This window comes from Vibrio splendidus (genome assembly GCF_003345295.1).
In the GTDB taxonomy this organism is placed as follows: Bacteria; Pseudomonadota; Gammaproteobacteria; order Enterobacterales; family Vibrionaceae; genus Vibrio; species Vibrio splendidus_K.
The window spans coordinates 1,607,965-1,628,103 of the sequence record NZ_CP031055.1 but is presented as its reverse complement, the minus strand read 5'-3'; the positions used below and the strand labels follow the sequence as shown (position 1 = coordinate 1,628,103).

Annotated in this window: 14 protein-coding genes; 9 read left to right on the top strand and 5 right to left on the bottom strand. The window is 44.9% G+C overall.

Going from position 1 to position 20,139, the window contains the following annotated elements; all coding sequences use genetic code 11:
* Positions 1–111 precede the first annotated feature (111 nt).
* From DUN60_RS07200 to DUN60_RS07185, 4 genes are all read right to left on the bottom strand, one after another.
* Positions 112–870: a sulfite exporter TauE/SafE family protein gene (locus DUN60_RS07200; RefSeq protein ID WP_114633607.1), complete on the bottom strand. Its 759-nt coding sequence runs from the start codon at positions 868–870 to the stop codon at positions 112–114.
* Between the two features lie 191 nt (positions 871–1,061).
* On the bottom strand, positions 1,062–2,582 hold the full coding sequence (locus DUN60_RS07195) for a tripartite tricarboxylate transporter permease (protein WP_004733593.1): 1,521 nt from the start codon (positions 2,580–2,582) through the stop codon (positions 1,062–1,064).
* Between the two features lie 10 nt (positions 2,583–2,592).
* A complete protein-coding gene (locus DUN60_RS07190; RefSeq protein WP_004733594.1) occupies positions 2,593–3,093 on the bottom strand; it encodes a tripartite tricarboxylate transporter TctB family protein in 501 nt (166 codons plus the stop codon).
* Between the two features lie 245 nt (positions 3,094–3,338).
* Entirely contained in the window at positions 3,339–4,310 is a 972-nt protein-coding gene (locus tag DUN60_RS07185) for a tripartite tricarboxylate transporter substrate binding protein (protein ID WP_017069360.1), read from the bottom strand.
* 450 nt (positions 4,311–4,760) lie between these two features.
* Here DUN60_RS07185 and DUN60_RS07175 point away from each other — a divergent pair, with 450 nt between their 5' ends.
* Entirely contained in the window at positions 4,761–7,931 is a 3,171-nt protein-coding gene (locus DUN60_RS07175) for an HD domain-containing phosphohydrolase (RefSeq protein WP_114633606.1), read from the top strand.
* Positions 7,932–7,962: 31 nt separating this feature from the next.
* Here the strand turns inward: DUN60_RS07175 and DUN60_RS07170 are convergent, their stop codons facing one another.
* Complete coding sequence (locus DUN60_RS07170) at positions 7,963–8,727, bottom strand: AraC family transcriptional regulator (RefSeq protein WP_114633605.1); 765 nt, start codon at positions 8,725–8,727, stop codon at positions 7,963–7,965.
* A gap of 98 nt (positions 8,728–8,825) precedes the next feature.
* Between DUN60_RS07170 and DUN60_RS07165 the strand changes: the two genes are divergently transcribed.
* From DUN60_RS07165 to DUN60_RS07130, 8 genes are all read left to right on the top strand, one after another.
* Entirely contained in the window at positions 8,826–9,947 is a 1,122-nt protein-coding gene (locus tag DUN60_RS07165; RefSeq protein ID WP_162808214.1) for a multidrug effflux MFS transporter, read from the top strand.
* A gap of 380 nt (positions 9,948–10,327) precedes the next feature.
* A complete protein-coding gene (locus tag DUN60_RS07160; RefSeq protein ID WP_114634307.1) occupies positions 10,328–11,047 on the top strand; it encodes a GntR family transcriptional regulator in 720 nt (239 codons plus the stop codon).
* 96 nt (positions 11,048–11,143) lie between these two features.
* A complete protein-coding gene (gene prpB / locus DUN60_RS07155) occupies positions 11,144–12,040 on the top strand; it encodes a methylisocitrate lyase (RefSeq protein ID WP_017080803.1) in 897 nt (298 codons plus the stop codon).
* Between the two features lie 146 nt (positions 12,041–12,186).
* Positions 12,187–13,401 (top strand): bifunctional 2-methylcitrate synthase/citrate synthase, encoded by a 1,215-nt coding sequence (gene prpC, locus DUN60_RS07150; RefSeq protein ID WP_114633603.1) that lies wholly within the window; start codon positions 12,187–12,189, stop codon positions 13,399–13,401.
* A gap of 101 nt (positions 13,402–13,502) precedes the next feature.
* Positions 13,503–16,139, top strand: coding sequence for a Fe/S-dependent 2-methylisocitrate dehydratase AcnD (gene acnD / locus DUN60_RS07145; protein WP_114633602.1), 2,637 nt, complete (start codon positions 13,503–13,505; stop codon positions 16,137–16,139).
* A gap of 9 nt (positions 16,140–16,148) precedes the next feature.
* Positions 16,149–17,321 (top strand): 2-methylaconitate cis-trans isomerase PrpF, encoded by a 1,173-nt coding sequence (prpF, locus tag DUN60_RS07140; RefSeq protein ID WP_114633601.1) that lies wholly within the window; start codon positions 16,149–16,151, stop codon positions 17,319–17,321.
* 118 nt (positions 17,322–17,439) lie between these two features.
* A complete protein-coding gene (locus tag DUN60_RS07135) occupies positions 17,440–19,344 on the top strand; it encodes a propionyl-CoA synthetase (protein WP_114633600.1) in 1,905 nt (634 codons plus the stop codon).
* A gap of 147 nt (positions 19,345–19,491) precedes the next feature.
* Positions 19,492–19,938, top strand: coding sequence for a hypothetical protein (locus tag DUN60_RS07130; protein WP_114633599.1), 447 nt, complete (start codon positions 19,492–19,494; stop codon positions 19,936–19,938).
* The last annotated feature ends 201 nt before the right edge of the window (positions 19,939–20,139 follow it).

Below are 20,139 nucleotides of genomic sequence, written 5' to 3'. Positions count from 1 at the left end.
ACACATTTTGGCTTGGTTATTTTATAAGCAATAAAATAGCGAAATCGGTATGAGAAGGGTGGAGTCTTTTTGCTTTATCTTTCCAGTTGCAAGCCTTATTAAACCGAATGTCTAATTAGCATAGAAAAAGTAAGCGGTGATCAAAAAGCTCGCGATGATCACTGTGGTACGAACATATTGTTGTGGGATGCGGCGAGAGATTTTTGCTGAATAGTAACCACCAACCAATGTACCAAATAATACTGCCATGCCTGACGGCCAATCAATCGAACCATTCACAACAAAGAACACGATTGCCGCGAGTGATGCACACGCAGACACGAGCAATTTGATGCCATTCATTACATTAATGTTGGTGTAACCAGCCAGAGCTAAGTAACTCAACGTTACTATCCCCAAACCTGCGTTAAAGTAACCACCATAGATACACACGACCAAAAGCAATAAAGCGGAAAAGAATACCCCTGCGCTGGTGGCATGCTTATGTTTTGCTGTTGCTTGCTTAAGCCATTTATTGAGTGTGCCACCAAAGGTAAAAAGCAGAGCGGCGAACAGCAACAACCAAGGGACGGATTGAGTAAATAGCGCTTCTGGTGTGTGCAGCAGTAAAAATGCACCAATGCCGCCGCCAATGATACACAAACCAATGGTCAGTTTTAGCTGCTTAGTACCAGATTGAATTTCGTGGCGTAGAGCGTAGGCTCCGCTAATGTAGCCAGCGCATGAAGCAAAGGTATTGGTTGCGTTGGCTGCAATTGGTGGAACTCCAGCGAACAAAAGAGCAGGGAAGGTGATGAAGCTACCGCCACCCGCAATTGAGTTGAGCACACCGCCAATCACTCCCGATAAGAATAGAATCAACCAATCCATAGTTTTGAATCCAATGCGTTAAATGATGAATCACCTTACTTGATTTTGTTATTAATATCAGGGATATGTGTTTTTCAGGAGTCGGATTGTGAGTTTGCTACCATCTTAGAGCTGCGGTTTTTTTGAAGTGCTGATACGAAAAAAGGAGCCAATGGCTCCTTTCGTTGATGTTTAGTTGATTTGGTAGAGTTTTACACTTCTACTGGCTTCGATTTAAAGCTTCTAAATAGTTTTACTAAGATTGGGCTAGATAATACCAGCACAGCCAGAATAGTGAACGTCATCGTGATTGGTCGTTCCCATAGGAAGCTCAGCTCGCCATCGCTGATCATCAATGCACGTCGTAGGTTCTCTTCCATTAATCCACCAAGGATAAAACCTAGGAGTAATGGGGCAAGTGGGAAGTTAGCTAACCTCAGCGCAATCGCGACCATCGCAACAATGAGCATTACAAAAACATCCATCGTGTTGAAAGACACCAAGTACACGCCTGTGATTGAGAAGAAGATAATCATTGGCAGTAGTACTGTTCTTGGTACCGCGAGCAGTTTAGAGATGTAAGGGATTAAAGGCAGATTCAAGATAACCAGTACGATGTTACCAAAGTACATCGAGATGATGACTGACCAAAATACATCTGGGTGTTCAACAAACAAGCGAGGACCCGGCTGAATACCGTAAGCGATTAGGGCGCCAAGCATGATTGCGGTAGTACCAGAGCCGGGAATACCAAGCGTCAGTAGCGGAACGAATGAACCACTTGAAGCTGCGTTGTTTGCAGATTCAGGAGCAACAAGACCACGAATACTGCCTTTACCAAACTCTTTCTGTTTGTCTTTTGGCGCAAGGCTACGTTCCATACCGTAGCTTAGAAATGCCGCAATAGTTGCACCTGCGCCCGGTAAAACACCCGTAAAGAAACCTAGAATAGAGGAGCGAATCGAAACTGGCGCCACTTCTTTGAACTCTTCTTTGGTAATTTTCATGCTACCAATATCAGCCATCTTTTGGCTTTCTTCGCCGCTAGTGTCTTTCTCTGGTTTCAAAATACCCATTAAAGTCTCACCTAAAGCGAAGGTTGCCATAGCAAGAAGTAGGAAACTAAAGCCATCCATCAAATCCGTTAGGCCGAAAGTGAAACGTTCAACACCGACGCCTTTATCGATACCAACAGTAGATAGCATCAAACCAAGAATGGTCATCATCCATGCCTTGATCACCTGACCTGGGCCCGCAAACGCCGCTACTGCCGATAAACCTAAGAGCATCAATGCGAAGTAGTCTGAAGACTGGAAGCTCAATGAGACGCTTGCTAAAGCCGGAGCCGCAATCAAAAGCATTATTGCCGAAAGCGTGCCGCCAGTGAAAGAAGAGTAAGCCGCGAGTGCCAACGCTTTACCAGCTTGGCCTTTTTGTGCCATCGGGTAGCCATCGAATGCGGTTACTACCGTTGAAGAACAACCCGGAGCGTTGATTAAGATTGATGACGTCGAGCCACCAAATACAGCGCCGTAGTACACACCAGCCATCAAGATTAGGCCAGAAGAAGGATCTAGGCCGTATGTAATCGGGATCATCAACGCGATTGCTGAAATTGGACCGAGTCCCGGTAGCATTCCAATAAAGGTACCAACAAAACAGCCAACAATTACCATCATGATGTTCATTGGCATCACGGCGGTCGAAAGTCCTTGTAAAATTCCGTCTAACATAATGTTATCCCTACCAAAGAGTGAAGATTAAACCAGGCTCTAGGTAGATATCTAAGCCTTGAGTTAATAAAAGAAAGAACGCGATAACGAAAGGAAACGACGCGCCAAATAAGACAGCTTTGCGGCGCTCACCCAGTAGGTAAAAGCCTGCAAGTAAGAAGAAGCTGGTTGCTAAAACAAAGCCAAGATAAGTCAGTCCAACACCGTACAGAGCCATTAATACCAAGAAGCCAATAAGCAGTTTCCAGTTCAGCGGCGTAGTGTCGCATGTAACTTTTTTATCCGGTTGTCCGGTTATAAGCAGGATCAACGAAAGGCCAATGCCGATAAACGTTAGCAGGATAGGTAAGGTTCTTGCTGTGAAGGGTTCGTACTCGTCACCGGGGAACAAAGGAATCAGCGTGGTTTGGTAGCCATAGCATAAACACGCAAGCATAAAGAGCATGGCTCCGATGCGATCCTTCGAAAGCAAAGATTCCTTACTCAGAAATTTGGTTGGTAAGTCCGACATATCCAACTCCATTTGGGGTGGTATAAAAAGTAAAAAAGCCGTACATGAGCGAGTCAATGAAATGTCTGGGATCACTAACCAAAGGTAAGCGAATTACGGTACTGGTTTATCAGCCACTTGCGTTTACAACGAATCGACAAGTGTTAGTAATACGTCTACGAATAAACAAAGGAGTTTGAAGTTAACTCATGTACGGCGAAACAAGGAAAGAGTAAGAGGGCACATAGGCCCTCTATGGTTGTTGGTTATTTCAAGAAACCAAGCTCACGCATTAGGTCGCCCATCTGTTTTTCTTGGTCTTCTAGGAAGGCGTAAAAATCTTTGTCAGCTTTGTAGTTGTCGATCCAACCGTTACGGTCACGAACCACTTGCCACTCATCGGTTTTGTACATTTTGCCAAGCGCTACATTCCATTCGTCGATCTTCGCTTGGCTTGTGCCCGGTGCTGCAAAGAAACCACGCCAGTTAGCGAATACGGTTTCGTTGCCGTACTCAGTCAGTGTTGGGATGTTAGGTGCAGCGTCAAGACGCTTTGGTGCCGTTACAGCAAGCACTTTCACTTGGCCAGATTTAGACATCTCTAGCACTTCACCAAGGCCAGTAGAAAGAAGCTGTGTTTCGCCAGACAGTAGCGCTGCCATTGCTTTGCCGCCTGCATCGTAGGCTATGTAACGTACTTTCTTAGCGTCGAAACCTTCGCCTTTGAACGCCGCTGCTACCACAAGGTGATCCATACTGCCACGAGCTGAACCACCTGCGATTTTCACTTTACGTGGGTTGGTTTCGAACTCTTTTACTACATCTTCCCAAGTGTCGTACTTCGAATCCGCAGACGCCACGATTGCACCGTAATCGGCAATGGTTGCAGCGACAGGAGTTAGGTCACGGAAAGATTGAGGAAAGATCCCCGTCAGTGAACGAACAACGATAGGCGTTGAGTTCACCATCAGCGTGTCTTCTTGGCGTTGAGCGGTTTCGATTAGGTGTGCAATGGCTTTACCGCCGCCGCCACCAGACAAGTTTTGGAAAGAGACATTTTCAACGATGTCTGATTTCACTAATACATCACCCGTACCACGAGCTGTCATATCCCAACCGCCACCAGCGCCGCCAGGGATTAGGAAGTGGATTTTTTCTACGTCAGCAGCAAAAGTGTTGAAAGAAAAGGTTGCTGCGATAATAGAAGCCGCAAGAGTAGGTTTCAGTGCCTTGAACATGGTTCACGTTCCTTATGTAGGGGATCTCTTCAATGGAGAGAAACTTATGTTTTATTTCCAGCTACTAAACAGATGAGTAGGATATTGCTTAGCAGATGAAGCTAAAGTTAACGGTGTGTTAATGAAATGTCTGTAATGCGGCGATATTGAGGATAAAGAACATTGGGTGAATAAAGTTCATAAAGTTCACGGAGGCGTGGCTATAGGACTCTTCCAGCAATAATAACTAGGTTTTTCTTGAGTTTATGTGAACAATTTTTTTGACTGCTGGTCGCTTTATACTGCTGTGTATCATTAAAGAGGGTACTTATTGCGACACAAAGAGTGATATGGAGAGGCGTTCTTTAATATATAGAATAATATGTTGCTAGGTGTGCAGTGCTACTGTAATAATATGATTATAGCTGGCACGTTACATTTCTGAGCTAGTGGTTATTCAAGGATCGAATAATGACAGACAAAAAAATTTCGTTACGATTTACTGTTGGAGGAATGTTTTTACTCGCGACATTTCTTACCGCTGTTGTTGCGGTTTCACTGCAATATTACTTCAGTAAAAAAATGGCGACTGAGAATACCCTATCAAAGTTGACGATGGTGTCCCAAGAGCTGAGTAACTATATCGGCGCGGTTGATTCTGACGCAGCCAATACCGCGCGTTTACTTTCTTCAGTGAAACGTTCTATAAGTAACAAAATATCTAAAGAAGAGTCGCGTACTATTCTTTCAGAAGCAATTAAAGATAACCCTCTCTTTTATAGTATTTACATTGGCTCGTCTAATGAAAACTTCTTCCAAATTATTAATCTAGAATCTGCCCCTGTCGTTAGAGAAAAAATCGGTGCACAACAAACGGACCGTTGGGTTGTGGTTGAGATTCATAATATAGGGGAGGAGCGCGTCCGTACGACGAAATATTTTGACCAAGAGTTTACGCTAAGAAACTCAACTACGGAGCAGAGCAACTACCTTCCAACGACCAGGCCTTGGTATGTTTCTGCTAATGTTCAGTCGGTCGAAAAAACTCAGCCATATCTTTTCCAGCATTTACAAATTACCGGGCAAACTTATTCTTTAGCGTTTGATTCAAAAATAGAATCTGAAGTTCAACATGTGATTGGTATTGATATTGTGTTGTCTTCTTTGGCTAGCAAACTATCAAGTGCGGCGCTTGGCTTAGCAGAAGACAGTAAGGTGGAGTCTTTCTTATATTCGAAATCGGGTAATATTATTGCGTCTAACCTCAAGGTTAACAATCAGGAATCGGAGTTTGATGTACCAACATTGATGCTATCGTCTGAGCAGCAAGCCTTGGTTAACGATACCCCTCCGCTGTTAGTGTCTAATCAAAATGATTGGGGGCCGATGGACTTTTCAGTGGCGGGAAAACCAAACGGCTATGCGATAGACCTTCTTAAAATGATTGGTGAGATGACAGGGATCAAGTTTGAATTTGTTAACGGTTTCTCTTGGGGCGAGCTTGTCAGTAAGTTTCAAGAAGGAAGTATTGATGGCTTGCAATCGGTTCAAAATTATAAAAATAATGGCATAGATGGCCTATACACGACTCCAATTTATGAATTGCCATTTTCTATCGTGACAAGGGTCGGCGCGAAGGTTGTCACTAATTATGCCGAGCTTGAAGGTAAAAAAGTTGCCATTTTATCTGGGTGGTCAATTATTCCTAAGTTGAGAGAGGATTTTCCGAACATTGATTTAGTTGAATTTGAAAACCTAGAGTCTGCATTTAATTCAATTGAAAGCGAAGAGAACTTTGCTTTCTTAGAAGCAGAACCCGTACTCTCGTTTGCATTAGATAGGTTTTTCCAGCCAGGCCTTGTTGTCAATGGGACTCTAGAAGATCTAAAACAGAACTACTCAAACCAATTCCATTTGGTGCTGCAGAGCAAGCATAGACAATTGCTCCCAATCATTGATCAAGCTATCAGCAAGTTAAGTGGTGAACAACTTGATGCCTTAGCGAAAAAGTGGCTGCATGATACCGGCTTTAATACGAATACGACGGTTCCTTATACTGAACTTTATGATTTGACTAAGGAAGCAACGGTTGAAGGCAGTATGGTAAGGGTAGAGTTGAATGGCGAGATCAAACATCTCTATTTAAAGAAAATAGACACGGGCGAACACTACTCTGAGTATTTTGCGGTATTGATTCCCGAATCTGAAGTCTTCAGTACAGTCAATAAACGTCTAGCAACCTCTGTTGGTGTAACGGTGTTACTGATGAGTTTGACGTTGCCTATTGCTTGGGCTTTTGGTGCGCCGATAGTGCATCCAATTCGCCAATTAGAGGAAGAGACTCATAAGGTTAAGCTGCGTGATTATGACAACGTGACAATTCTTGATACTCGAATCAAAGAAGTGTGGGAATTATCTGTTGCCGTAAAAGATATGGCTATGGAGATTAAACGACATGAACAGATGCAAGAGGCGTTTGTTGAGTCGTTTATCAAGCTCATCGCTCAAGCGATCGATGATAAGTCCGCTTATACGGCAGGGCATTGTAATCGTGTACCAGAACTCGGCTTGATGTTGGCTGACGCGGCTGAACAATCACAATCTGAGCACTTCAAAGACTTTGAGTTTAAAAATGATGACGAACGCCGTGAGTTTAGAATTGCGGCTTGGCTTCATGATTGTGGCAAGATCACGACACCGGAACACATCGTCGATAAAGGTACGAAGCTAGAAGCGAACTACAACCGAATCCACGAGGTGAGAACTCGTTTTGAAGTACTTTGGCGTGATGCGGAAATCACTGCTTTGAGAAAACAACTTGAAGGTACTCTATCAACGCAACTGATAGCCGATGAGCTTGCGGCAACGAAACAGCAGCTACAAGATGACTTTGCCTTTATCGCGATATCAAATGTTGGTGGTGAGTTCATGAGTGACGACAAAGTTGCTCGCATTCGTTCGATAGCTGAGACGACTTGGATGCGTAACTTTGATGATCAACTTGGTCTATCACCGATAGAAGCCTTGAATCGAGAATCGAGTTCAAGTTTGCCAGCGACAGAGCTGCTGTTAAGTGATAAGCCTGAACATATAGTTAAAAGAGATAGGCCGTTAGAGTTTGACCCGAAACATCAAATCAAAATGGATGTGCCGGAGCATCTATACAACTTAGGCGAAGTCTACAATCTGAGCATTGCACGTGGTACGTTAACTGCTGAAGACCGATTCAAGATAAATGAGCATATGCTTGGCACGATTAAGATGCTTGAGAATCTGCCATTCCCGAAAGAGCTAAGCCGTGTTCCTCGCTATGCTTCGACGCACCACGAAACACTCAAAGGCACAGGATATCCAAGGAAGTTGACTGGCGACGATCTTTCAATTCCAGAACGTATTCTGGTGATCTCCGATATTTTTGAGGCATTAACCGCTGCGGATAGGCCGTATAAGAAAGCGAAGCCGATTAGTGTTGCTGTCGATATCATGTACAAAATGGCGTTGGACGAGCATCTCGATATAGAACTGTTTAGGTTGTTCCTAACTAGCGGGACACATATCCGTTATGCCGAAACGTATTTAAAACCGGAACAGATCGATCATATAGACCTATCAAAATATGTAGTTGAAGGCGTCGCTGCTTAACTTTGCCAGAAAGCATGAATGGCTGTTGACCTCACTTCATGTAGTGAGTTGGGGTTTCTCCGGTGTGTTGCTTAAAGAAATGAATAAACGCACTGTCACTGGAGAACTCTAACTCGTGGGCAACCACAGAGACACTCTTTTTTTCTGACAATTGCTTAATGGCACTTAACAGCCGCCATTGTTGACGCCAAGCTTGGTAAGGCATCCCCGTTTCTTTGATGAATAATCGGCTAACGGTCTTGCTGCTTGCTCCAATATGCTTGGCCATTTCATTGAGTGGTTGAGGTAACTGTGTTCCTAGTTTCACTTTTTCTAACCACAACGCTAATCGTTTATCTTTGGGTAAAGGCAGCGTTAGCTCGTTCCTTTCTGCGTAAGAAAGTTCCTCGCAACACAACGCCAATGTGTTGTGTTGCTTTTCACTAGGTTTATCCCAATCCCAAAAAGCCATTCGTTCGATCAACTCCTTTAGTAGTGGTGTGACGTTAAGAATACTTAACTCTTCAGGCAAGTTTTTAATACGATGAGGATCAAAATAAAGCGAGCGATAGGCCACGACATTGGTCATGGTTGCACAATGCTCAATTCCTGCGGGTATCCAGGCAACTTTGGTGGGCGGCAACACACAATGCATTCCGTCGAGGGTAATACTGATGCAACCATGTGGTGCAAATAACAATTGTGCACGGTTGTGTGTATGCATACCAGAATCGTGCCTGCCGACTTGGGCGGCAATGCCGACAAAGGGATAGGGCATTCCATCAACATAAAAAGGTGTGTTGTCATCGATCAACATGATTTGTCCTTATTTTGATGTTTGTTGTCCTACTGTTGATATTTGAACATAAATGAAATCCATATACTTCTCTTATTCCAGTTTTAGAAGAGAATAATATGAATAAAAAACCCCATATGGGACTGATCATCGTTTTGCTGATGTTCCCCCAAATTGTTGAAACTATCTACAGCCCAGTATTGCCGCACTTAGTTGATTATTTTGGTGTATCAATGGCAAGCGCTAGTCAAACCTTGTCGATTTACTTTATTGCTTTTGCTATGGGTGTTGTTTTTTGGGGACGAGTTTCTGATCTTGTTGGGCGCAAAAAAGCCATGTTGTGTGGTTTGTTTACTTATGGCGTTGGTTGCCTGTTAGCCATAACGGCAACTCAATTTGATATGGTCATGATTGCGCGGGTTGTTTCAGCTTTTGGGGCGGCGGTAGGCTCAGTTATTGGGCAAACAATATTGCGTGATAGCTATGAAGGCAAAGAGCTAGGGAAAGTGTTTTCGTTAGCAATCGTTGCAGTATCAATCAGCCCTGTTGTTGGCTTAATGTCAGGAGGATTGATTGCTGAATATTTTGGACACTTAGTGGTGTTCAGTTTACTGCTTGTCATGGCTTTTATATTGCTGATCGTATCCGCCTTTTCTTTACCCGAAACGAAACCTGCTGACACCAAAACGGTCAGTTTTATTGGTATTTTCACGGTAATGCTAAAAGATAGGGATATTTGGAAAAGTGCGATTCTTGTGGCTTGCTTTAACGTCATGATGTTTAGCTATTATTCTTTAGCGCCATTTATGTTCAGCCAGTTTGGCTTAAGTTCCATTGAATTTGGTTACAGTGGCGTGATATTAGCGGCAGCATCTGTTTTAGGAAGCTCGATGAATAAACGATTGCTAGTAAAAGAATGGGGTTCCCAACGACTCATTCAGATCGCGGTGTTAATCAGCTTTATTGGGGCTATTCAGGTGTACTTTTACCAAGACAACCTTTGGTTTCTATTAGGAATGGCTGCTGTGGTTGTAGGGTTTGGTATGGCAAGTCCTAATATATTTAGTACGGCGTTGGTCAATTATAAGCACCAAGCAGGCACGGCCGGGGCGGTTCTAGGGTTGTTGTATTACTGTTTAATTGGTGGGGGATTAGGGCTTGCTGGTGAGATTGGTAACTTAGGGGTAGTGCTAATAGGAATGTCTTTATTGGCAAGCACTATGTTGATGTCTCGTGATTAACCAATTTTGAGAGTGTTAATCTTGTGGATAATAAAGAGAGGCGATCATTGCTTCTCTTTTTTTTTGGTCTAAATAGCTGATGAGTAGAAATGAATACTATCTCTGAAAGTTGACTGTCAGTTGTCGACACATTGTTTTCGAGCAAATTTGGGGTGGGTAAGGGTTTGAAGCTTGCTCACGATTTAACTTAATGAATAACATCTATTTATTTTCTTTTGTGGCTTCGTTTTACTACTTCTCTACCGATTAATAAAAATACTACCTTAGTCTAAATTGTCGACAATTCACTTGATTGTCGACAATTTGATCGTGTATTTTATGTTCATGTTATGGAATTGTTGACAATTAAGGCTCAACAATCAGAAGTGAGCAGCGTGAATATGAATACTGCGATAAAAGATCTCACCTTAAGTGCAAACACGAAAACTCGTGTTGGCGACAAAGAAAACACCAAGTCGGAAAGCCTGACTGAATACCTAGTCGAGGCGATTGTTAACGGTGAATTACCTCCGGGCAGTAAGATCTCGGAACCTGAACTGGCTAAACGCTTCGAAGTCAGTCGAGGACCATTACGTGAAGCGATAATGAGGGTTGAAGGGCTAGGGCTTATTGAGCGCATTCCTCATGTAGGCGCGCGAGTTATTACCTTTTCAGCAGACAAATTATTAGAGCTTTACGCAGTGCGAGAGGCATTGGAAGGCATGGCGGCTCGATTAGCAGCGAGACACATCACACAAGAAGAGTTGATTGGGCTTGAAGGCTTATTGTCGACACATTCGAAGCACATCGATGAAGTCGAAGGTTCTTCCTACTTCCACCAACATGGGGATTTCGATTTCCATTATCGAATCATTAAAGCCAGCCGCAATAGCAAGCTCATTTCGCTGTTGTGTGATGAGCTTTATCACTTATTGCGAATGTATCGCTACCAATCGCCTAGAGCACAGTCTCGACCAAAAGAGGCGCTTGATGAACACAAATACATCCTACAAGCGATTCGTAACCGTGATGAAGAGTTAGCGGAAATGCTAATGCGAAGACACATTTCGGGCAGTCGACTGCTTATAGAGCAACAGATTCAATCCAAAGGTCTTGATTAACGGGCTACTGATATTTGCCAGCGGATCTGCGTTGGCGAGAGCTAAACATCAGTAGTTATAAAAGTTAGAAATAAACAATTAACAGGGAGCGTCATTATGAAGTTATCAGCAGGAGCAAAGTTCCGCCAAGCTGTGAAAGACAACGATCCATTGCAGATCGTCGGTACGGTGAATCCGTATTGCGCGATGATGGCAAAGAACTTGGGTCATCAGGCCATTTATTTGTCTGGTGGAGGTATCGCCAATGCGTCTTATGGTTTGCCTGATTTAGGCATCACCACACTAAACGATGTGTTGGTGGATGTTGAACGTATTACCAATGCGTGTGATTTGCCCTTGCTGGTGGATATCGACACGGGTTTCGGTGGCGCGTTCAATATCGCACGTACGATTCGCGCGATGGAAAAGGCGGGAGCAGCGGCAATTCACATGGAAGATCAGGTGGCTCAGAAACGCTGTGGTCACCGTCCAAATAAAGCAATTGTTAGCCAGCAAGAGATGGTCGATAGAGTGAAAGCGGCAACCGATGCCAGAACCGACGAAAGCTTTGTAATTATGGCTCGTACGGATGCATTGGCGGTTGAAGGAATAGACAGTGCGATTGAGCGAGCTATTGCGTGTGTTGAAGCGGGTGCGGACATGATCTTCCCTGAAGCGATGAATCAACTCGATCAATACGTGAAGTTCTCGGCGGCGCTGAAATCAGCAACGGGTAAGCATGTGCCTATCTTGGCCAACATCACTGAGTTCGGCCAAACGCCACTCTACAACTGTAATGAGTTAGCACAATCAAGTGTCGACATGGTGCTTTACCCATTGAGTGCGTTCCGTGCGATGAACAAAGCCGCGGAGAATGTTTACAAGCACTTGTTAGTTGAAGGCAATCAAGAAGCTCTGTTGGATTCAATGCAAACCCGTAAAGAGCTTTACGAACACCTGAATTACCACGACTACGAAAATAAGCTTGATCAGTTGTTTTCAAGTGAAGGGTAAACCAGTTTCAATTAATCAAAAATCAACTTAATCCAATAACGTGAAATGGTTAGTCGCCATATCCAGTACCGATGATAAAGATCATCGGACATATAAACAGGCAGCACCAAAGAGTGCAGGCGGCTAACACAGAAAAGGAGTTCACCATGTCTGTATCTTTGAGTGATAAAGCAGCTGTCGATAAGGCTTCAACAGAAAATCAACAACAAAACGCAAATACAGAAAGTGCACCAGCCAGCGCACCTGCAATCGGTGGTGCTGGTCTACGTGGTCAGAGTGCGGGAACCACGGCGCTATGTACGGTAGGTCAGTCAGGAACGGGTTTAACTTACCGTGGCTATGACATTACCGACCTTGCTAATCATGCTCAGTTCGAAGAAGTGGCGCATCTGCTACTAAGAGGTCACTTACCCAGTGAAAAAGAGCTAGACGATTACAAAACATTGTTGGTTGGTTTGCGCGGCTTACCTCAACCTTTGAAAGCAGCACTAGAGCTTATTCCAGCAGACGCTCATCCAATGGATGTGATGAGAACGGGTTGTTCAATGTTAGGTAATCTAGAGCAAGAGTCTGACTTCTCTGAGCAACTGTTCGCGACCGAACGAATGCTTGCGCTTTTCCCTGCGATTATTTGTTATTGGTATCGCTTTAGCCACGATGGCGTGCGCATTGATACTGAAGATCAAAGCGAAGCCTGTCTGGGTGGCTACTTCTTGAAAATGCTAACAGATAAAGCGCCGAGTGAACTGCATAAGCAGGTAATGCACTGTTCGCTAACGCTTTACGCAGAGCATGAGTTTAACGCATCTACTTTTGCTGCCCGTGTCTGTGCATCAACACTGTCAGATATTCATTCGTGCGTTACAGCAGCAATTGGCACACTAAGAGGTCCTTTACATGGCGGTGCGAATGAAGCGGCAATGGAAATGATCCAAGATTGGAAAACCGCCGATGAAGCAGAAACTAACATCATGCAGATGCTTGCTAACAAAGACAAAATCATGGGCTTCGGTCATGCCATTTATCGTGAAAGCGACCCACGAAATGCTCTAATCAAGCGTTGGTCAAAAGAGCTAGCTCAAGAGGTGGGTGATAAACAGCTTTACGCCGTTTCAGAACGTGTTGAAGCGGTAATGAAGCGCGAGAAAGGGTTGTTTTGTAATGCGGACTTTTTCCACGCATCGGCCTACCACTTCATGGATATTCCAACCAAATTATTTACTCCGATCTTCGTGATGAGCCGCCTTACGGGTTGGACGGCGCACGTGTTCGAACAGAGAGAAAATAATCGCATCATTCGTCCAAGTGCAGACTACACCGGCCCAGAGCATCAAGACTGGCTGCCTATTCATCTACGTTAGTCCTCTATATCGAGCCGACTTATATATCGAGGTGACTTTTCTCTTCTTGTGATAAGGCCTCGAGAACCAACGAATAGAATTTAACAGATAATGGTGGATGTATGTCTGATGTAAAACTTGAACAAGCTCAGTACCTTGATAAAAATCAGTACCGAAAACTTTTACCCGGAACCCATTTAGAGTATTTCGATGCTTGCGAAGCGGTAGAAGCGATATCTCCGGGCAGTTATAAAACCTTGCCTTATACGTCGAGAGTATTGGCGGAGCAATTAGTAAGACGCTGTGATCCTGAAACCCTTGAAGACAGCTTAAAACAGATCATTGAACGCAAGAGCGACTTAGATTTTCCTTGGTATCCTGCGCGCGTGGTATGTCATGACATTCTTGGTCAAACAGCCCTAGTAGATTTGGCTGGATTAAGAGACGCGATTGCCGACCAAGGCGGAGACCCTGCCAAGGTGAACCCCGTTGTTGAAACCCAACTGATTGTTGATCACTCTCTGGCAGTGGAACACGCAGGCTTTGATAGCGAAGCCTTTGATAAAAACCGCGCGATTGAAGAGCGCAGAAACGAAGACCGTTTTCATTTTATTGAATGGTGTAAAACCGCGTTTAAAAACGTGAGTGTGATTCCTGCGGGTAACGGGATCATGCACCAGATTAACTTAGAGAAAATGTCTCCAGTGATTCAATCCAAAGAAGGCATCGCATTTCCTGATACTTGTGTTGGTACCGATAGCCATACACCGCACGTTGATGCTCTGGGCGTTATTGCGATTGGTGTTGGTGGATTGGAAGCTGAGACGGTGATGCTCGGTCGTCCTTCTATGATGCGACTACCTGATATTGTTGGGGTTAAGTTAACTGGCCAACGACAAGAAGGGATCACTGCAACGGATATCGTGCTCGCGATTACCGAGTTTCTTCGAAATGAAAAAGTGGTTTCCAGTTATCTAGAGTTCTTCGGTGAAGGGGCTCGTGCACTGACCATTGGTGACCGCGCAACCATCTCCAACATGACGCCAGAGTACGGTGCGACAGCGGGTATGTTCTATATCGATGAGCAGACCATACAATACCTGAAACTCACTGGTCGAGAGCCTGAGCAGGTTGAACTAGTCGAACGCTACGCCAAGCAAACAGGGCTATGGGCTGACGATCTAGACTCTGCTCAATACGAACGTGTATTAGAGTTTGATTTATCGAAGGTTGAGCGCAATCTAGCAGGGCCATCCAATCCACATCGTCGTTTGCCAACCAGAAAGCTGGCTGAACAAGGCATCAGTCAAGCATCTTGGAGAGAGCAGCATGCTAAGCAGTACAGCGATGATCAGATGCCCGATGGTGCTGTGATTATTGCTGCAATCACTTCTTGTACAAACACCAGTAATCCAAGAAACGTAGTCGCCGCAGCATTGTTGGCTAAGAAAGCCAATCAGCTTGGATTAGTTCGTAAGCCATGGGTAAAAACGTCATTTGCTCCAGGCTCAAAAGTTGCCAAGCTTTATCTTGAGTCCGCCGGTTTGTTGCCTGAACTGGAAAAACTAGGCTTCGGTATCGTCGGTTATGCGTGTACGACATGTAACGGGATGAGCGGGGCGTTAGATCCTAAAATCCAACAAGAGATCATCGACCGCGACCTGTATTCAACCGCTGTTTTGTCTGGGAACCGAAATTTCGATGGTCGAATTCATCCTTATGCTAAACAAGCGTTTTTAGCGTCACCGCCATTGGTTGTTGCTTACGCTTTAGCGGGTACGATTCGCTTTGATATCGAAAAAGACAGCCTAGGTACAGACAACAATGGTAAACCAATCTATCTAAGTGATTTGTGGCCAAGTGATGCAGAAATTGATGCGGTTGTCGGTGAGCATGTTAAGCCTCAGCAATTCCAACAAATCTACGTGAAAATGTTCCAGCCAGACGAAGAGCAGGTAACGACTGAACCGCTTTATGACTGGCGACCTCAAAGTACCTATATTCGCAGACCACCTTATTGGGAAGGTGCTCTTGCAGGAGAACGAAGCCTATCTGGTATGAGGCCTTTGGCTATTCTGGGTGACAATATCACTACGGATCATTTATCCCCTTCAAATGCGATTCTCGCTTCGAGCGCAGCGGGGGAATACCTCACCAAAATGGAAGTGCCGGAAGAGGACTTTAACTCTTACGCGACCCATCGAGGTGATCACTTAACCGCGCAACGAGCAACATTCGCCAACCCTAAGCTGTATAACGAAATGGTTAAGGACGGTGGAGATGTCGTGCAAGGTTCACTAGCAAGAGTTGAACCCGAAGGTCAAGTTACGCGAATGTGGGAAGCGATAGAAACCTACATGAACCGTAAACAGCCTTTGATTGTCGTGGCGGGTGCGGATTATGGACAAGGTTCATCACGTGACTGGGCTGCCAAAGGTGTGCGTTTAGCGGGTGTTGAAGTGATTGTGGCTGAAGGATTTGAACGAATTCACAGAACCAACTTGGTTGGCATGGGCGTACTGCCTCTGCAATTCAAAGCGGGGACCAATCGCAACACCTTAGAATTGGACGGTACCGAGCTTTACGACGTTTATGGTGACATCCAAGCAGGTTCTGATTTGGCTCTAGTCATTACTCGTAAAAACGGTGAAAAGCTTGATGTTCCCGTGACCTGTCGACTAGACACTGCAGACGAAGTGAACGTGTACAGCGCTGGTGGTGTATTGCAGCGTTTTGCCAAAGACTTTCTTGCACAGTAGGAGCTTGATATGACAAACAAACAGATCAAAGTGCCTGCAACTTATATGCGAGGAGGCACGAGCAAAGGGGTTTTCTTCAATCTAAGTGATTTACCTCAATCAGCGCAAGTTGCTGGAGAAGCGAGAGATACATTGTTGTTGAGAGTGATTGGCAGTCCAGACCCTTATGGTAAACAAACCGATGGTATGGGTGGTGCTACATCGAGTACCAGTAAAACCGTGATTGTTTCGAAAAGCAGTAAAGCCGATCACGATGTTGATTACCTATTCGGCCAAGTGGCGATAGATAAGCCGTTTGTGGATTGGAGTGGTAACTGTGGGAACTTGTCTGCAGCGGTCGGTCCGTTCGCTATTCATAGTGGCTTGGTTGACTTGACTCGTATCCCTGAAAACGGTGTTGTTGAGGTGCGAGTATGGCAAGTGAATATCCAGAAAACCATTATTGTTCATGTGCCTATCACCAATGGTGAAGTCCAAGAGTTAGGTGACTTTGAGCTTGATGGTGTGACTTTTCCTGCCGCTGAGATCCAAGTCGATTTTCTTGACCCTGCCGATGCGAGTGGTTCGATGTTCCCTACAGGGAATGTTGTCGATTTTTTAGATGTTCCCGAATTGGGCTGCATCAAAGCAACATACATCAATGCAGGAATACCGACTATTTTTGTTGATGCTGAATCGGTGGGTTATCAAGGCACAGAGCTTCAATCGGATATCAATAGCGATGCCAAAGCTTTGGCGCTGTTTGAATCTATCCGAGCGCATGGTGCGGTTGCGATGGGTCTTATTGATTCCCTAGAACAAGCCGAATCACGCCAACACACACCGAAAGTCGCGTTTGTTGCTAAGCCTCAAGCGTACCAAGCATCTAGTGGTAAATCGGTTGCTGCCGAAGATACTGACCTTCTGGTGCGTGCTTTGTCTATGGGACAACTTCATCACGCTATGATGGGAACGGCTGCGGTTGCGATTGCTTCTGCTGCAAGTGTTCCTGGAACTCTTGTTAATTTGGCTGCTGGTGAAGGCCAACGTGAATCGGTGACCTTTGGCCACCCGTCAGGAACCTTAAAGGTAGGTGCGAAAGCGTTGCAGACCGAAAGTGGGTGGAAAATTGAGAGGGCGATTATGAGTCGTAGTGCCCGAGTGATCATGGAAGGTGCCATCCGTGTGCCTTTTCCTAAGTAAAGCGATTGTCGTGAACGGTTAAATATTCACGAACACAACGCTGAGAAAAGAGTGCACCCAAGTGACACTGCTAAAAGCTAGTCGCTTGGACAAATGGATAAAGCATGGAGGAGGCACTATGTCTGCTACGAATCAAATGAACAGAAAAACAGACTATATCACCGAGTACCAATGGGCTAGGGAAGACCCTAATTCGTTTTGGGAAACACAATCACAAGCGATAGATTGGTTTGAACCACCAAAAACGATATTACAAACTGACGATAACGGTATTGAGCGCTGGTTTCCTGATGGGGTGATGAACACGTGCTGGCTGGCGCTTGATTATCATTGTGAAAATGGGCGAGGTGACAATACCGCGCTGATTTACGACTCTCCAGTTACAGGAACTCAATCCTCGTACACTTACAAACAACTGCGTGACCAAGTGGCTAAAGTCGCTGGTATGTTAGCCACGCAAGGCGTTACCAAAGGCGATCGTGTGGTGATCTACATGCCAATGATTCCTGAAGCGGCGATGGCAATGTTGGCCTGTGCACGACTAGGCGCGGTGCATTCGGTGGTGTTTGGTGGGTTTGCTCCTCATGAGCTTGCCGTTCGAATTGAAGATGCCGAGCCGAAGGTGTTGATTACAGCGTCTTGTGGAGTCGAGATAAACAAGGTTCTACCATATAAGCCAATGGTTGACAGAGCGATCATGGACAGCCGTTGGAAACCAGAAAAAGTCGTGGTATTCCAAAGAGAGCAGTCTCTAGCCGAATTGAACAATGAACGTGATGTACTTTGGCAACAAGCGGTTAGCGATGCATTACCTCATGTGTGTGTGCCTGTTCTAGCTACTGATCCACTATACATACTGTATACATCAGGGACGACGGGTAAGCCAAAAGGCGTGGTGCGTGATAATGGTGGTCACGCGGTCGCCATGAAATACTCGATGAGCACTATCTACGATATGCCGCAAGATGGTGTGTTTTGGGCAGCTTCCGATGTCGGCTGGGTAGTGGGGCATTCCTATATTGTTTATGCGCCATTGATTCATGGCTGCACGACCATTTTGTTTGAAGGCAAGCCAGTACGAACACCAGATCCCGGCGCATTCTGGCGTGTGTGTGAACAGTACAACGTCGATGTATTGTTTTCTGCTCCAACGGCATTTAGAGCCATTAAGAAAGAAGATCCTGAAGGTGAGTTGCTCACCAAGTATGACTTATCATCACTCAAGTCGATTTTCATGGCTGGCGAGCGTTTGGACCCGCCAACATTGGATTGGGTCGAGTCTCATACCAATAAACCGGTTATCGATCATTGGTGGCAAACAGAAACGGGTTGGGCTATTTCTGCAAATCCGACAGGGCTTGAATCTTTGCCTGTAAAAGCGGGTTCTTCAACCAAGCCAGTACCCGGTTACCAAGTGGAGATCCTCAATGAATTGGGTGAAATCGCACAAACGAATCAACAAGGGTTTGTGGCACTTAAACGACCATTGCCGCCTGGTTGCTTACCCACGGTATGGCGCAATCATGATCGGTTTGAATCGGGTTATTTGAGTCAGTTCCCGGGCTATTATGTTTCTGGGGACGGTGGCTATCTTGATGAAGATGGGTATCTATTTATCATGGGCCGTATCGACGATGTGATAAACGTAGCGGGACACCGTCTGTCGACGGGAGAAATGGAAGAGATAGTGGGTGGTCACCCAGCCATTGCAGAATGTGCGGTAGTCGGTATTCACGATGACTTAAAAGGGCAGCTACCTCTTGGTTTAGTTGTGCTGAAAGATGGCGTAAAAGTCGATGGCATTGAGTTGCAAGCGGAGTTGGTTGGCAAGGTTCGCAATGAGATTGGCGCGGTCGCCTGTTTTAAGCAAGCCTTGGTTGTTGAGAGGTTACCTAAGACACGTTCAGGTAAGATCTTACGCAGAACTATCCGACAGATCGCAGAAGGTGAACAATATGTGGTGCCTTCGACGATTGACGACCCTACCAGCTTAACTGAAATTGCTGAAAAGCTCGGTAAATAGACGTCGCAGTTTAGGTAGTATCATTTTCGGCTTGTTGATTTATACATAAGCCAGCGTGATGGTTTACCTAAACTCTACTTTATTTATCCGCTTATCCATTGCGTTTACTATGACCTCATTATGAATCCCACATATTGAGGTCTTTTTATGCGAGCTTACTTTTTGTTGATTGCTTTAATGATCAGTGGTGCTGCTAGTGCCAGTATTTCAAAGGATGAAGCGAGTAGAGCGTTGTTAGAGCCAATGAGTCATCCCAAGATATTTAAATGTGTATCCAAGACTGGCGTCGATCTCTATCAAGCGGTTTTTGATATTGGAGTGAGATATGAAGCCGACCCGATTAACTCGAAGATGATCGTTAATTCAAGGAAAGGTCGCTACGAATATCAAATCTTAGGCGCGGTAAGGTCTGAAAGATCCGGTGAAATTGTCGTGTTAACTCGTCATGTGGGAGACGGTGTTAAAGTTGCCGCAATGATTGACGACGAAAATGGCAAAATACTGGGGATCGGCGATAAAAATCATTATCGAGATTGCGGTGTTAGGCCACCCCCTAGCGCAGAAAATATGCAAAACTTTTGGTCCAAAGGCTAAGAGTGGCATCTGAAAGAGAAGAATTATAGAGAAAGATCGATTGAGGCGACCTTATTGGTCGCCCTTTTTGTTTGTCAGGATAAAGCGAGCGCAAAGACATATATCATCAATCAGTTATGTGGTGGATGAATGATACATAGCTGAAAATGATGTATCGTCTAAAGGTGGCTTTATTTATCTGGTTAACGGTTCTGCTTAAGA